Source organism: Massilia forsythiae, from assembly GCF_012849555.1.
GTDB lineage: Bacteria > Pseudomonadota > Gammaproteobacteria > Burkholderiales > Burkholderiaceae_D > Telluria > Telluria forsythiae.
The window spans coordinates 1,175,366-1,192,341 of sequence record NZ_CP051685.1 but is presented as its reverse complement, the minus strand read 5'-3'; the positions used below and the strand labels follow the sequence as shown (position 1 = coordinate 1,192,341).

At 59.5% G+C, this 16,976-nt stretch carries 4 protein-coding genes and 1 pseudogene; 4 read left to right on the top strand and 1 reads right to left on the bottom strand.

The window, feature by feature from the left end; translation table 11 throughout:
* The first annotated feature begins 2 nt into the window (after positions 1 to 2).
* From flhA to HH212_RS05065, 4 genes are all read left to right on the top strand, one after another.
* Positions 3 to 2,045, top strand: coding sequence for a flagellar biosynthesis protein FlhA (flhA, locus tag HH212_RS05080; protein WP_169434365.1), 2,043 nt, complete (start codon positions 3 to 5; stop codon positions 2,043 to 2,045).
* Positions 2,046 to 2,158: 113 nt separating this feature from the next.
* Entirely contained in the window at positions 2,159 to 2,674 is a 516-nt protein-coding gene (locus tag HH212_RS05075) for an immunity protein RhsI2 family protein (RefSeq protein WP_169434364.1), read from the top strand.
* A 177-nt stretch (positions 2,675 to 2,851) separates the two neighbouring features.
* Positions 2,852 to 15,796, top strand: coding sequence for a LysM peptidoglycan-binding domain-containing protein (locus tag HH212_RS05070; RefSeq protein ID WP_169434363.1), 12,945 nt, complete (start codon positions 2,852 to 2,854; stop codon positions 15,794 to 15,796).
* Positions 15,796 to 16,452, top strand: a complete 657-nt coding sequence (locus HH212_RS05065) for a hypothetical protein (RefSeq protein WP_169434362.1) — start codon at positions 15,796 to 15,798, stop codon at positions 16,450 to 16,452. Before HH212_RS05070 ends, HH212_RS05065 begins: the two co-directional genes overlap by 1 nt.
* 76 nt (positions 16,453 to 16,528) lie before the next feature.
* Here HH212_RS05065 and HH212_RS27220 read toward each other — a convergent pair.
* A pseudogene (locus tag HH212_RS27220) lies at positions 16,529 to 16,701 on the bottom strand (IS481 family transposase); the annotation flags it as partial.
* Between the last annotated feature and the right edge of the window lie 275 nt (positions 16,702 to 16,976).

The following is a 16,976-nucleotide window of genomic DNA, read 5'->3' as shown; positions in this document are numbered from 1 at the left end:
CCATGCAGTCCCTACGCCGCCTTTTTCAAAACAATACCGACCTGGTGATGGTCATGCTGGTCATCGGCATCCTGACCGTGCTGTTCGTGCCGGTGCCGGCCTACGTGCTGGATTTCCTGATCCTCACCAACGTCAGCTTCGCGCTGCTGATCCTGCTGCTGACCTTCTACGTCAACCGCCCGGTGGAATTCTCGACCTTTCCCTCGCTGCTGCTGATCGCCACGCTGTTCCGGCTGTCGCTGAACGTGGCGGCGACCCGGTTGATCCTGTCCGACGCCCAGGCCGGGCGCGTGATCGCCGCCATCGGTTCCTACGTGGTCGGCGGCAACTACGTGATCGGCCTGATCGTGTTCCTGATCCTGGTGGTGGTGCAGTACGTGGTCGTGACCAGCGGCGCCCAGCGCGTCTCGGAAGTGGCGGCGCGCTTCACGCTGGACAGCATGCCGGGCCAGCAGATGAGCATCGACGCCGACCTGAACATGGGCTTCATCGACCAGGAGGAAGCCAAGCGCCGCCGCAAGATGCTGGAAAAGGAGAGCGGCTTCTATGGCGCGATGGACGGCGCCAGTAAGTTCGTCAAGGGCGACGCCATCGCCGGCATCGTCATCATGCTGATCAACATCATCGGCGGCCTGGTGATCGGCATGATGCAGATGGGGATGCCCTGGAGCGAAGCGCTGCACACGTTCACGCTGCTGACCGTGGGCGACGGCATCGTCACTCAGGTGCCGGCGCTGGTGATCGCGGTCGGCACCGGCATCATCGTGACGCGCTCGGCGTCCGATAACAACCTCAGCGGCGAAGTGCTCAGGCAGATCACCGCCTTCCCCAAGGCCCTGCTGGTGATCGGCGCGGTGCTGGCGGTGCTGCTGGTGCTGCCCGGCATACCGTCGCTGCCGGTGCTGTTCATCGCGGTGATCCTGCTGGGCACCGGCTTCCTGCTGCGGCGCGCCGCCAAGCCGGCCGGCAAGGAAGAAGCCGAAGCGGAAAGCGCGGAACCGGAAGCCGGCGGCGGCGAGTATGCGGACATGCGCGTGGAACCGGTCGAGGTGATGGTCGGGGTGCGCCTGGCGCCGCTGGTGTCGGGCGAGCATTCGGTGTTCATGGACCGCATCGTGGCGATCCGCAAGCAGTACGCGCTGGACGCCGGCATGGTGCTGCCGCGCGTGCGCTTCCGCGAAGTCCAGCGCCTGGCCGAGCATGCCTACGAAATCCAGATCTTCGGGGTTCCGGTCGGCCGCGGCGAGATCTTCCCCGAACGCACGCTGGCGATTTCGGCCGGCGGCGACGCCAAGGCGGTCAAGGGCGTCGAGACGCGCGAGCCGACCTACGGCCTGCCGGCGCTGTGGATCGAAGACACCGAGCGCGAGGTGGCGCGCGCCGCGCGCTACACGCTGGTGGATGCGCCGACGGTGTTCATCACCCACCTGAGCGAGGTGCTGAAGCAGCAGTCGGCCACGCTGCTCACGCGCACCGAGACCGACAAGCTGCTGGCGCGCGTGCGCGAAGACCAGCCCGGCCTGGTGGAGGAACTGGTGCCGACGGTGCTGAGCGTCGGCGACGTGCAGAAGGTGCTGCAGAACCTGTTGAAGGAAAAGGTATCGATCCGCCACCTGGAACTGATCGTCGAGACCCTGGTCGACGCCGGCCGCGCCAGCAAGGACACCGGCTACCTGACCGAGGTGGTGCGCCAGCGCCTGGGCGGCGCCATCTGCCAGGCGCTGCTGGGCGACAGCAAGACCCTGACCGTGATGACGCTCGACCCGGCGCTGGAGCAATCGCTGATCGAGTCGATCCGCAACGTCGACCTGGCCAGCACGCTGGTGCTGGAACCGAAGCTGGCCGACACCCTGCTGAACCGGCTGGCCACGCAGTCCGACCGCATGATGAAGGCGAACATGCTGCCGGTGCTGCTGTGCGCGCCCGACCTGCGCCGCCACCTGCGCGCGCTGGCGGAGCGGGTGATGCCGCACACGCGCTTCCTGTCGATGAACGAGATTCCGAATACGGTCAATTTGAAGGCGTACGGCACGGTGGCGCTGTAAGGCCCTGAAATATTTTGTAGAAGAGTCAGTTTCCTATAAACAAAATCAGGAATGCGACGATACCTTGGCAAGGGGATGCCCCCGTTTTGCCAATGCCACTGATTGGAGCCTCAATGAAAATCGTGTTCAAGCTGCGCGACGAGCTGCGCAATCATCTCGACCATGTCTGCGAGACGCGGCGGGATACGGTAGATCCCTCGAAGCCCGCAACCGGCCTGAGCGGAAGATACGGCTTGTTCGGTTCGCTGGAATGGTGGGGCAACGTCGCCCAGGAGAAGATGCCCTTGCAGCGCGTTTCCGGCACCGTCGAGGCCGTCCATGTCGCGGGGACGGACGAGGCCGTCGTCCAGGCTGTGGACGTGCGTAGCGCGGACGGCAAGGTCCAGCGCATCGAGGTGCGCGCCAGGTGCGAACCCGGTGCTGCGCCGCTGCTCGTGGCCGGCGACACCGTTTCCATCCTGTGCGCGCTGGACGAATTGAAACGCCAGCCGGCACCGGACGGCGGCTTGAACGTCGCCAGGATCGCGCTCGAGATCGCCGTGCCGGCGGTGCCGGCGGCGGCGCCCGCGGGAGTCGGTTCCACGCAGGCGTCGACCGGATCGGCCGAGCTGCATCGATCGGGTAAATGAGCCATTCTTGAAAAATGTAATCTTGATAATACAAAGCGAAGATCGTCGTTAAAATTTTTTATCAAAATGACCGAAACGCCATAAACAATTTCAAAAACCACCGGATACCTTGCCAAGTGAGCGGTATTGCCCCTTCGGGCACCGCATGAATCGTCAGTTGGCTTGGGAGACTACAAAATGGTGGCAATCGTCGGCGGTAACGGTCTGGGCTTGTTGAACAGCTCTGCGGCATTGTTGGGACAGCGCGGCTTGGCCGGCAACGCGCTGCAGGGGCAGAACGGCGAGTCCGTGTACGTGAACGCCAGTACCGGCAACCTGGTGATCCAGCACCAGGACGATTTCCTGGCGTCGGTCGGCATCGACATCGCGGTGGGGCGCACCTACAACTCGCAGGGCAAGCTGGACGACGACAATGGCGACAACTGGAAGCTGGGGTTGTCCCGCCAGGTGACGGGGTTGACCGGCACGGCCAACGCCGCCGGCAGCACCGTCGAGCGGGTCGACGGCGATGGCACGCGCTACAAGTTCACCTACGATAGTTCGCGCAGCATGTATGTCTCGACCGACGGCGGCAATGCCTTCGATACGTTGAGCTACGACGCCGCCACCAAGGTCTGGACTTGGCAGTCCGGCAGCACGGATCTGTCGGAAACCTACGATGGCGCGAATGGCGGCCGGCTGGCATCGATGCTCGACCTGGACGGCAACCGCCTGACCTTCAACTACCAGGCCAATGGCTTGCTGGCGTCGGTGACCGATGCCACCGGCGCCGGCACGTTCTTCACCTATGCGGGTGCCAGCGGCAAAAACCTGATGTCTGCCGAAGTCCGTTATCGCGATACCGCCGACGGCCCGCTCAAGGTGTCGAGCCGGGTCAGCTACACCTACGATTCACAGAATCGCCTTGCGCAAGTCACCACCGCGCTGTCGGCCAACAGCAGTTTCACCACCAAATACACCTACGATGGCGCCAGCAACCGTATTGCGACCATCGAGCAGACCGACGGCAGCAAGCTGACCTTCACCTACCAGGGCGACCGTGTCGCCACGGTGAGCGACGGCAAGTACGAGAGCGAGACCTTTACCTATGCCGGCACCCAGACCACGGTGACGGACAAGGACGGCACCATCACCCGCTACGACTTCAATGGCAATGGCCAGATCCTGCATATGGAAATGGCCGGTACCAATGCCGCCAGCCTGCACACGTATTTCGAATACGATGCTCAAGGCAATGTGACCAAGATGGTCGAGCCGAATGGTAATACGATCACCAGGCGCTACGATGCCAGAGGCAACGCGACCAATGAAAGCGATAGTACGGGACGGGTGTTCGTTCGTACCTACAGCGACAATAATTTGTTGCTAGACGAAATGCTCAATAACGACGCCACGAGTTATTACATTTATGACGCACGTGAACATCTGCGCTTCGTGATTGATGGTGACAGGAACGTCCAGGAATACCGCTACGACCAGCGTGGTCAGCGTTCAGCTACGATCGCGTATGCAAAAGATTTCTATTCGTCAGCCGTCGTCAACCCGAACGAGTCGCAGCTGGTTAACTGGGTCGCTGGAATAGATAAAACGCGGGCGTTACGAACCGATTACGGCTATGACATTCGTGGCCGCCTGGCTACGGCAACCACCTACACTGACCTGGCCAGCGATGGCACTGGTATCCGTAACGGGACGGAGTCGGTTGCCCGCTTCACCTACGACCAAGCTGGCCAGTTGCTGTCAAAAATCGATGGCAAGGGCCATGTCACGTCCTATGTTTACGACGGCATGGGCCGCTTACTGACGACAGTTGACCCCGGCGCGAACAGCGTCGTCACGACGCGCGAGGATATACCGGTACAGCGCATCGTGAATGGTGTCAGCACACTGTCGACCCTGAGCCGGACGACATATCCCAACGGCCGCGTCAGCGAAACCACGTTCGATACCGCCGGCCGCACCCTCGCCGTCGTCGAGAAAAGTGGCTCCGCCGTTTTAAGCGAGGTGTACTACGGCTATGATGCCGAAGGCCGCCTGGCCATGGTGCAGGATGCTAACGGCAACCGCAATTTCACTCTGTACGATAGCCTCAACCGCAAGTCCCTGGATATCGACAGCGATGGCAGCGTCGTCGAATACAAATATAATGCTAAGGGCCTGGTAAGCGAGGTGATCCAGCATGCCGAGCGCTTAAGTACGAGCCTTAGGACGCCCAGCCTGGCGACGTCCCGCCCGGCGCAGCTCGACCTTAAGCCAGGTAGTGCAGACGTGCACGAATGGCGATTCTACGATGCCGCGGGTCGTCTGACGGATACCGTTGACGGCGCCGGCAACGTGACCTCGACCGTTTATGATAAGGCCGGTCGTGTCCTCGCACAGATCCAGCGCTTCAATGTGGCGAATATCTCTTCGGGAAGCCCAACCGGCGTGCCAGTGGTAGCCAACGACAGCGACCGCATCCATCGCTATCTCTACAAGACCGACGGCAAACTGGCTGGTGAAGTGGATGCGGCGGGTTACCTTACCGAATATGTTTATAATGCTGCCGAACAATTGGTGGAAACGGTGCGCTATGCAGGGGCCGAAGTAAAGCCTAATATCTACGCTACATGGGGAGTAGGAGAGTTTCGCCCAAGCTCTGGCAGTCCCAGCCATGCCAACGATATCCACGAATACAATCTGTATGATGCCAAGGGTCAATTAGTTGCCGAGATTGACGGACAAGGCTACGTGACCGTGCATGACTACGATGCGGCAGGCAATCTCGGCCGCAGTGTGCGCTATGCTAACCCGATCGCATACAAATCCGGCCAGACGTTGGTGCAAGTGCTCCCGCAGGTAGGCAACGACACCCAGTCCATCACCTACACCTACGATACCCTCGACCACGTGAGCAGCGTTACCGGCGTGGACGGTTCGGTAACGCGCTACGAATACGATGCCGTCGGCAACCGCACCTCGACCACCGCCGCCGCCGGGACCGCCGGCGCGCGCGGCGGCCTGGTACGCTACGACGCGCTCGGCCGCGTGACGGCCGAGCTGAGCGGCGTCGGTGCTGCCCAGCTGGCATTGGCGGGCACCTCCGCCCAGCAGGAAGCCGTGTGGACCTCGTATGCCGCCACCTACACCTACGACAAGGCCAACCACCGCACCACGATGACGGATGCGAATGGCCACGTGACCCGCTACTACTACGACCAGGACGGCCGCCTGGCGGCCACCGTCAACGCAGCCGGCGAGGTCGAGCAGCGCACCTACAACGCCATCAACCAGGTCACCAGCCTGGTCCGCTACGCCCAGCGCATCGATGGCGCAGAGCTCGGGAAGATGACCGGCGGCGAGTTCGGCGCGATCGAGGCGCGCCTGGCGACGCTGCGCAGCACGGCGCGCGACTATGTCGCCACCTATGCCTACGATGCCACCGGCAGGATGACCTCGCGCACCGACGAAACCGGTACGCATGTGTTCACCTACGACACTTTTAACGAGGTGGTGCTGGACCGGGCCGACATCGGCGACGGCCGCACCGCGCAAACCCGCTACACCTATACCGCACGCGGCGAACTGCTGGCGCAGGAAGACCTGGCCAACGCGCAGACCGGCGCCGTGCTGACCAGGTCGGTCATCACGCGCGACGCCTTCGGCCGCGTCATCTACAGCAAGAACGATAATACCGGTAGCGGCGATACCTATGCCTACGACAAACTCGGGCGCCTGGTGTCCGTGGTCAGTGCAACGGGCACGGGCAAGTCGACCGTCTACGACGCCTTCGACCGCGTGGTCAAGGAAATCGACACGTCCGGCGGCGTGACGACCTACAGCTACGACACCGCCGCGCGCAAGATGACGATGACCACCGCGGAAGGCGTGGTGCACTCGGTGGTGCGCAACGCCTTCGGCGACGTCGCCGAGCTGATCGACGCCAACGGCGACAAGACTACCTATACTTACGACCAGGACGGCAACCTCAAGTCGGTCAGCGATAAGCTGGGCACTAGCGAGGCGCACGATTATGACCGCGCTGGCAACATGGTGACCACGACCGATGGAAACGGCAGCGTCACGCGGTTCGAGTACGACAGCGTCGACCGCGTGCTGCGCCGCACCGTCGACGTGGGCGGGTTGAATCTCGTCACCAGCTATACCTACGATGCGCAGGGCCGTACCCTGACCGTCACCGACCCGACCGGCGCCATCACGGCCACCACCTACGATTCCCTGGGGCGCGTGCAGACGGCGGTGCAGAGCGCGGAGCAGGGCGGCTTGGCCTTGACCACCAGCTTCGCCTATGACAAGCTGGGCCGCACGGTGCGCACCACCGATCCGGCCGGGCGCGTGGTGGAATACCAGTACGACCTGGCCGGCCGCCGCACGGCCACCATCGCCGACCCGGACGGCCTGAAGCTCAAGACCACCTACGATTACGATAGCCTTGGCACGGCGCCGTTCCGCAGCACCGATGCCAACGGCAACATCACGCATTACATCTACGACCAGGATGGTCGCAAGGTCGGGGAGATCGATGGCGCCGGCGACGTTACTGTGTATGCCTACGAGGCCGGCAGCGACCGCATTGCCTCGGTGACGCGTTACGCGCGTCCATTGATGGCAAATTTCAAGAAAAATTTCGATAACGCCGGCAAGCGCCTGGATCTCGCCACCGTTCGGGGATATCTAGAGCCAGATGCGAACCGCGACAACGTCACCACCTACCTCTACGACAAGGACGGGCGCCTTCATTTCACCGTCGAGGGCGACCGCAGCGTCACGCAGCAGCGCTACGACAACAACGGCCGCGTCGCGCAAACCACCCAGTATGCCGTCTTCCTGCCGTCGAACGTGGCATTGACCGATGCGGCGGTGAGCGCCTGGGCGCCCGCCAATGTCGCCGGAAGCATCTCGGTGTCGAGCGTGTACGACGTGCGTGGCCAGGTGCTACAGCAGACCAACGCGGCGGGCGGCGTCACCAAGTACCGTTACGACGGCAACGGCAACGTAGTGTCCGCCAGGACCTCGTCGGATGCGACCGGCCCGGTCAGCGCCAAGCACATGTTGTACGACGCCGCCGGCCGCCTGGTCGGCAGCGCAACGGTACAGAATTTCGACAACGCCGCGGCGTACTGGTCGGTAAGCAAGATGGCCTACGACGGCGCCGGCCGCATGACCGAGCGCGTCGATTACGCGACGCTATTGTCGGACAACACCGTCGTCCTGGACCCGACCCAGGCCCAGCTGGCCCAGTGGCTGGCGAGCGTATCGGCCAACCCCGCCGCCGATGCGCACGCGCGCATGAGCTACGACGGCGCCGGCCGCATGGTCGTCTCGGCGGTGGCGCAGCGCGGCAATGCCGACGGCTTGCAGTGGTCGGTCACGCGCCAGGAATTCGACGCAGACGGCAACGTGACCGGCCGCACGGCCTACGCCAACTTCCTGGCCGGCACGGCGGACGGCAGTTTGACGGACGCGCAGGTGAAGACCTGGCTGGCCGGCGCCGCCGACGCCACCCGCGACAGCACCACGCGCTACGTGTACGACAAGGCCAACCGCCTCGGCTTTACCATCGATGCGCTGGGCAGCGTGGTGCGCCGCGAATACGACGGTGCCGGCAACGTGCGCGCCGAAACCGCCTACGCCAACCCGATCCGCCTGGCCGGCACGCCGACGCAGGAAGCGGTGCTCAAGGCGCTGGAAACGCGCACCGGCGCCTTGCTGTCCAACCTCGACGGCGACCGCGTTACCCGCTACCAGTACGATGCCGCCAACCGGGTGTCGGTCAAGACCGACGCGGTCGGCGTGTCGACGGCGTATACCTATGACGGCGCCGGCCACCTGGTGCGCGAAATCGAGAACAGCGGCGCCGCCACCCAGGCCGAATTCAGGGTCCATCGCACCGTGTACGGCGCCGACGGCATCGCGCGCTTGAGCATCGATCCGGAAGGCTACGTCACCGAGACGCGCTACAACGCGCTGGGCCTGGTATCGGACAGCATCCGCTACACGACCCAGACCGTGATCGGCGACGACCAGTCGGTGGCGAGCGTGCTGAGCAAGGTCAACCAGAACGATGTCCAGAACCGCCGTACCCAGTACCAGTACGACAACCAGGGCAACCTCGTCGCCAGCATCGATCCGATGGGGAAATCGGACCTGTACACCTACGATGCGCTGGGCCGCAAGACCGCGTATACCAACAGAAACGGCGCCACCTGGACCTATGTGTACGACGTGGCCGGGCACTTGCTGGTGGAACGCGCCCCGGCGGTGACGGTATCGGAGGGTTCAGGCGTAGGTAAATCCGTGCAAATCGAAACGCGCATGACCTACGATGCGTTCGGCCACCTGACTTCGCGTATCGAGGGCGTGGGTGGAGCGGGCACGCGCACGACCCGTTATGCCTACGACTTGGCCGGACGCCAGGTCAAGACCATCCTGCCGCAGGTCGCGGCCTACGATTACGCGGCTGATCCTTTGTCCGCTGCGAGCAATGCCGGCTACACCAAGGCCGTCGATCCGACCACGACGGTCACCTACGATGCGCTCGGCAACGCCATCGAAGGCACCGACGTGTACGGCAACGTCAGCCGCAAGGTGTACGACGCGCTCGGCCGGGTCGCCTACGACATCGACCAATTGGGCAACGTCACCGCCTACGAATACAACGCCTTCGGCGAGGTCGAGAAATTGACCCGCTATGCCGAGGCGATCAATGCCCCGGTCGATCCCGACAAGGCGGCCAGGGAAGACATCGCCAAGATCTATGCGGCGTTCTACAACCGCGCGCCCGACGGCGGCGGCGTGAACTTCTGGCTGGCCTACCTGAAGAGCGGCCACACCATGGCGGAGCTCGCCGACAAGATACTGGAACAAAAAGAGTCGCTGTACTACAACTTGCCCGGTATGGAGCTGCCATCCTACGTGGCGCGCCTCTTCAACGACACCTATGAACGGGCGCCCACGCAGGCCGAGACCGACTATTGGGTGAAGATCGGCGGCGAGCAGGGCATGACGCGCGGCAAGCTGATGCTGCGCATCATCAGCGAAGTGCCGGCCCAGCGCGACCGCGACGTGTTCGCCAACAAGATGGACGACTTCCTCCATCCGTGGGTGCTGAGCGCGCCGCGCTACCGCGTCAGCCTGCTGTACACGGCGATCCTCGGCCACGCACCGACCGCGACGCAACTGTTGGACGGCATGACCTACCTGGCCGGCGGCGGCAACGAGGCTGGCCTCGCCCACGTGTTGTTCGACAGCGCCGAAGGCAAGACGCTGTATCCGGTCAACATGAGCACCGCGGCCTTCATCACCGCGCTGAGCCAGAACGCGCTCGGCCGCGCGCCGGGCGCCGACCTGAATGCCTGGGTAACGGCAGCCGATGCGGCGCCGACCCGCACCCAGGCGGTGCTGGACTTCCTGCAGGCGCGTACCGCGGTACAAGGCAACGACGACCGCTTCAACCTGGAAATCCGCGCCAAGAAGAACATGCCTGCCAATACCCAGGTGTACGGCGCCGTGAGCGATTACTCGCTGGCCAGCGTGCGCAGCGCCATCGAACTGCACATGGGCGCGCTGGACCGCGTGGTCGATACGCTGCACGACGGCCTGGGACGCGCCATCAAGGTGGCGGAATCGGCGAGCTACTACTACACCGACGTCACCGCTGCCGGCAGCGCCAACCCCGCGATGGGCTACGCCAGCCTGCGCAAGGTGACCAGCTTCGCCTACAACGCCTTCGGCGACGCCGTGGAGCGCAAGGAATACGCCGCGGGCGGCGACTACCGCGACGCCAAGTCGCAGGTGGGCGAAGCGGCGGTCACACGCATGTACTACGACCGCCGCGGTTTCAAAACAGCCGAATTCGTGGCTGCCGACACGCTGGCCAGCAACAAGCTGGCGCGCGACAACGAAACCAGGATCGCGACCGAGACCGGCGGCTACCTGACGCGCACGGAGTACGACGCCTTCGGCAACCTGAGCCGGACCTATGAATACGCGCAGCGAAGCGGCGATCCGGGTTTGGCAGCGACGTCGGATTACACGATCAGCCCGACTTCGCCGGCAGTGACCGACAATGACCGTGATACTCGGTACGCGTATGACTTGGACGAGCGTAAGCTGTCCGAGCAACGCCTCAACGTGGCATACAACACCAGCGCACAGGCATCGACGCGTGGCACGCTGACCACCACCTATACCTACGACAACGTCGGCAACCTCACCTCGACTAAAGATCCACTGCTCAACAAGGTTCGTACGTTGTACGATGCGCTCGGACGTGTGACCCGGATTCTGAATACGATCGATGGCAGTGCTTCGGCCTATGACTCCAGCCGATCCTGGATCATCACGGACTTCGCGCGCGATTCCCTCGGCAATGTTGTGCGGCAGACCGCCTACAGCCAATACCAAACCATTGATGACGCCGGAAACTCAACGCTGAAAGTCGGCGCCGACGACCGTGTGACGATCAACGTGTACGACGCCAACGGCAACGTGACCGGAACCATCGACGCGAACGGCAGCATCACCTGGCATACCTATGACCAAGGCGGAAGGGTGGCCAAGGAATGGCAGACCGTGACCGACCACACGTCGAAAGATGCCACCGTCACGCTGAACAACTACAAGGTCTTCCGCTACGACGCCACCGGCCAGATGGTGTCGGTAACGACACCGGACAGCACGGTCGCGGCGCAGCAATCGGCGCCGGGCATGGTGACGGGCATCGTGGACAAGGCCGCGGCGGACATCGGCCGCAACGTCCAGACGCTGACCTACAACTCGTTCGGCGAAGTCACGTCGCGCGCCATGAACGGCAACGTCTACGAGTTCGCCGAATACGACAATGCCGGCCACGCATGGCACACCAATGTCGGCGACGGCGTCACCAAGGTGACGTACTACGACATCCACGGCAACCTGACCCAGCAAGTGACGGGGACCAACCGTGCAGGGGACAGCCTCAACGACCTGAGGCTGTACACCAGCGCCAAGGACGTGCGCGACGCGATTTCCGCCACCTATCTCGAGGTGAAGGGCTTCGACACGGTCGAGAACCGCTACGACCTGATGGGCAGGATGTTGCTGCACAAGGATGCCCAGCGCGTCGACGGCACCGTCAAGCTGGCCGATGGGCAGCCGGCCTCGGCCGCGCTGCGCACGCCCACCACGCATACCAAATACGACAGGTGGGGCAACGTCCTGGAGGTGACGGACCCGCGCAACGTGAACTGGCGCATGGAGTACGGATACAACGCGCTCAACGAGCAGACCACGAAGAGGCTGGTCAGCTTCGAACAGGGTGAGACGGAGCTGTCGAGCCAATACAATTACTACGACCGGCTGGGCCGCTCGTTGGGTAGCCGCGATTCGAACGGCAACCTGACATCCATCACCTATGCGAACGACGGTTCGTCGACCACCACGTTCGCCGATGGAACGACAGAAGTGTCTTCATTGAACCTGTTCGGCGAGCGAATCTCGCTCAAGGCGCGCGACGGCATGTTGACGTCGTATGCCTATGACCACATGGGCCAGATGATCTCGATGGTACGCAAGACAACCGACTTGTATTACGCCGGGGACTTCTACGGCACGCACGAGATGGAAGCGCTGATCGTCAGCGGCAGCTGGGACATCCGCGAGGAATACGCCTACGATGAAATGGGGCGCCGCTACCGCACCACCAGCTATGCGCAGCAGGGTACTACCCGTCGTCCGGAGATTACCAATATCACCCGCTACGACCTGGCCGGCAACGTCATCGCCCAGATCGACAACGCCGGAAACCGGACGAGATGGGTCTACGATGCGTACGGTCACAAGACTGCAGAAATGGACGGCGCCGGCAAGACCATGAGCTGGCAGAGCGATGCCTTCGGCCATGTGATGAGCCACGTGGACCAGGGCGGCGCGACGGTGCAGTACCAGTACGATGGCCAGGGACACCTGATTTACCAAGAATCGACCGCGCGCCAGAATACCGGTGCCCAGAAGATTTTTTATACCTACGATTACGGCTTGCTTGCACGTATCGACGACCAGGGCGTCGGCCTTGTCACGGTTTACAAATACGATCTGGCCGGTAACCACGTGCTGGAACAGACGATCTCGACTGCCGGACAGGTACTGACCGCGCAGAACAATCGCATCACCTACGATGCGTATGGCCGCATGAGCCAGGTCGAAGACGACTTCTTCAAGGTCAACATGGAGTACGACAGCAACGGCAACCGTACCCGCGTTACGACCCATTACGTCAACAGCAACAAACAGGCGGTCGATACCGATGTGTGGAACACGTATGACTCCATGAATCGCGAGGTGATCGCGAACGGTATCAAGGCCAACGGCAGTATCAGTATGGGGTCGAAGGGACACAGCCTCACGTATGACAGCCTGGGCCGCCGGGCTACCGATACTTACTACTATAAGAATGCGCAAAATAATACAGTCCCAACGACTGAACGTTTCGCGTACGACACGCTAGGCCGCTTAGCGACTGTGACGCGCGACGGCGTGGTGATCGAGGAACGCTTCTACGACGAATTCGGACGCGTGGTAAAGAGCGGGCCAAAGCGCAACGAGAGTGAATCCAGAATGAAGGAACTCGGTGTTCCAACGAACTACAAGACGTATCACTACAACGCCGCCGGTAAAGTTGATCGCATCAAGTTATTCAATCTGAAGGCAGACAAGCTCGACGACATCTATTACAGGCCCATCCAGTCCCATCCCAACGCCGGCTATGACGGCGCGGGCAACCTGATCCAATACGTACAAGTTCCTGCGGACAGCCTCGGTAACGCGAGCCGGCATTCGGAATACACCACGACCTACACCTACTTCGATTCGGCGAAAGAAGTCCAGGTGGTCGGCAAGATCGACAAGGTAACGCAGACCACCATCACGACCCTCGATGCGAACGGCTCGGTCATCGGCGTCATCGACAATAGCGCCACGAACAAGAACCGCACTTTCATCAACGACGCTGCAGGGCGTGTACTGCTCACGAACCAGGGCGGCAAGACCGAACGCACGCTGATCGTCAACGGCGAGGTATTGGGAAGCAACAGCGACCAGGCCGATCCGAGCAATTTCGCCAATGGCTACCAGTCTGCCCTGTCGGGCGCCAACCTGGCTTCGCCGACGATCCACTACGTGCAGCAGGGCGATACCCTGAAGTCGATCGCCAAGGCGGTATGGGGCGACGCCAACCTGTGGTACCTGATCGCCAACGCCAACAACCTGGACGTGGATTCGGTGCTGACCGAAGGGCAGACGCTGAAACTGCCGCCGCGGGCCAACGTCGTGCATAACGATGCGGGCACCTTCACGCCATACAACGCGCAACAGGCGATCGGTGATACGAGTCCGACGCTGCCGTTGCCGCCGGCGCAATCTTCCAAGTCGGGGGGGAGCTGCGCTAAGAAATTGATTGTGGCAGCGGTCTCGATCGCTGTCGTGTGGGCGACTTCCGGCCTTGGAAGCTTTGTGGCGGGGGCATTGGGTAGTGTCGCCGGTCAGGTTACCGGTATTGCTCTTGGAGTACGTGATTCCTTTAGTTGGGGGGAAGTATTCACCAGCGCAGTGGGTAATGCAGTAACTGGTGGCCTTGGTAAGGCATCTTCGCCTTTGGACGCAGCTAAGAATGCTGCGATCTCAAATGCTGTATCGCAGGGCGTTGGAGTAGTTGTTGGCGTGCAGGATCGCTTTGACTGGAAAGGGGTGGTGGCATCAGCGATTTCTGCTGGCGTAAGCAGCAACGTAGCCAGTAGTAGGATGCTGAGCGGTATTAACGAAATTGCACGATCGACCATCGCTCAGACTGCAGGTCAGACTGTAGCGACTGTTGCTACAGGAGGCAAGCTGGAATTAAAGTCGATTGTGGCCGACGCGTTTGGTAATGCTCTAGGAACAGCCCTCGGTAAGTCTATTTCGACCACTATTGAAGAATCACGTGCTAACAGCAGACTGATCGATACGTTAAACCGCTCTGGCACACCTTATGTACTTAACGAAAATGGCCGTGCAATCGCAGATCCAAGGTATCGAGCTTCTTTTAACTTTGTTCAAGGCGCAGTACAAGGAGGAGCCACACTTGAGCAAATCCAGCAAGCTACCGTTGCATTGGCAGATCCTATAAGTCGTTTGGATGCGGCGCCGGGTGATTTTTCGGAAAGCGAAATCGGTTCGCGTGTAGCTCATGCATTTAGAAATGATTCGAGTCCAATTGCTAGTCATGGCCTAGATCAACTTTCAAATGATTCCATAGAGCAACGTAGCGAGGGATATTCTGAAACCATCAATGGCGAGTATATTGGGCCAAGCGGCCAAAGTATAATTTCTGAAACCGTCTTGGGAGCGAGTCAGCTTCTTTCCGAATTTGCAGATTTCTATTCTGAACACCAGTTGGTTGCAACTGCTACCTACGCTGGTATAAAAGCCGTTATTGGAGGGGGGCCAGTAAAAACAGTCGCTATGGAGGTTGCTAGGGTCAGTTTAGAATCTGCTGTAGGCGATGTCACTGGTGCTATTTCAACTTTCGCTCAGATACAGGCACGTGACTATGTCACTGATCTTGCAGAAAGAAAGAAATGGAATTTTTCTTTCAGCGTCCATGGATATGAAGTTGAAATTGGTCCTAATGAGATCGGTCGATTTGCTGGGAATGTTGTTGGCAGTGTTGTTGATACCGTATTAAATAAGGGAGTAGATGCACTCGTTAATCGAGGTATCACGGTTAACAATATTATCGAGCGCCAACAGGTGGGGCCCCATACGGTAGGATCATACAGTGATGTTCAAGGCCATCACCCACATCAGCAGGCAAGCAGGAGTAATAATGAAAACTATAATCCTAGAAATGCTGTAGCTGTTGCAGATGACGGAACATATAATCATGATGCAATTTCTGCTGAGCAACGAAGGTTAAATGCTGAGTATGCCAGAACTCAAAAAGTATATACTTTAGAGGCTGAGGAAAAAATTCAAGTGGAAGCTATGATAAAAGGTGGAATTAAACGTGCTGATGCTGAAGAAATGCTTCGAATAAGTCGTGAGGAGCTACAAAGACAAGATGCTTTGAATCCAACTAGAACTCCAGGTACACGTAGAGGAAAATAATGGTCGGGTATTTTTTGGAAATTCAACCTGAAAAAGCTGCTTATGATGATAAAGTATATGTGGGTAGCTTGAATGAGGAAAAACCGGGCTTGTGTAAATGCCCAAATTGTGGTGAAAAAATGTTCCCTGTTTTTTCCATCCATAAATCTATTAATGGCATGCCTGACCTCAATTTTTACGATGAGTTAGGATACGTCACAATGGATGTTTGCCCTTTTTGTTCGCATTCTTTAAAGAATTATTTTGTTCGAATTGATAATGGTAATAGAGTTGCTGCTGGTGGATATATTGATGGGAATGGACCAAGCAATTTCATCGATACCCCTTTTGAGAGCCGTGCTGTAACGCTGGTTGCAGTAGCTGAAAGCGTATGGAATGAAAAGGAATTTTTGGAAAAATATGCAAAGCGTGAGATTTTAGGTGGAGTAAGGCATCAATTAAAAGGTAAAAAAATAAAAAACGAAGTTCAACCGTTAAAAAATTGCATGTGTTGTGGAGGTAAATTAGAATATTTTGCGACTATTGATTATGACGATCTGAATATTCCGCTATATGAAAAAAAAGAGCCGCGAGCTTTGATAATTGGAGATATGAAAAGTTTGAATGTAATGGCTTGCATGGAATGCGGTTCATTAAATTACGGAATTACGACTTAATAATGCTTTATTAGGCTTTGCTGCAAAAAATTTTTCTGGGTAGGCGCGTAGTGTTGGGCGGTTTGTCCTATTTAGGTTAAAAACCTTGGGTGTCAAGAGCCGCCTGGTTATACATGTATTTTCTGAAAAATCCAAGGCATTTTCGCGCTGGTCCTTGAGGACTTGGACAGGTATTTTGTGTTTGAGTGCTCGCTGCGGAATGCTGTGGTCGTACATTTTGACGTAGTTTCGTAGTGTCGATTCCAGCTCGACAACCAATTGATGCGCACCTCGAAAAACCGTCGCGAGCGGCAGCAGTTTCAGCTGAGAAGCGCAGCCGTACAAGCGTACGGCCGGGCTGCCGTAGCAGAGCATCGCAAGCTGAAAATACAACGCACAGCAGGTTTTTCGAGGTGCCCTTGATACTGCGGGCATCCACAAAAGCCGGAGCGATTCAAAATTAGAAAATTTTCAAAAAGAAATCAATTTGCTATAAACAAATTTCTAAGCCCCTGGATACCTTCCCAAGTAAGCGGCACACCCCC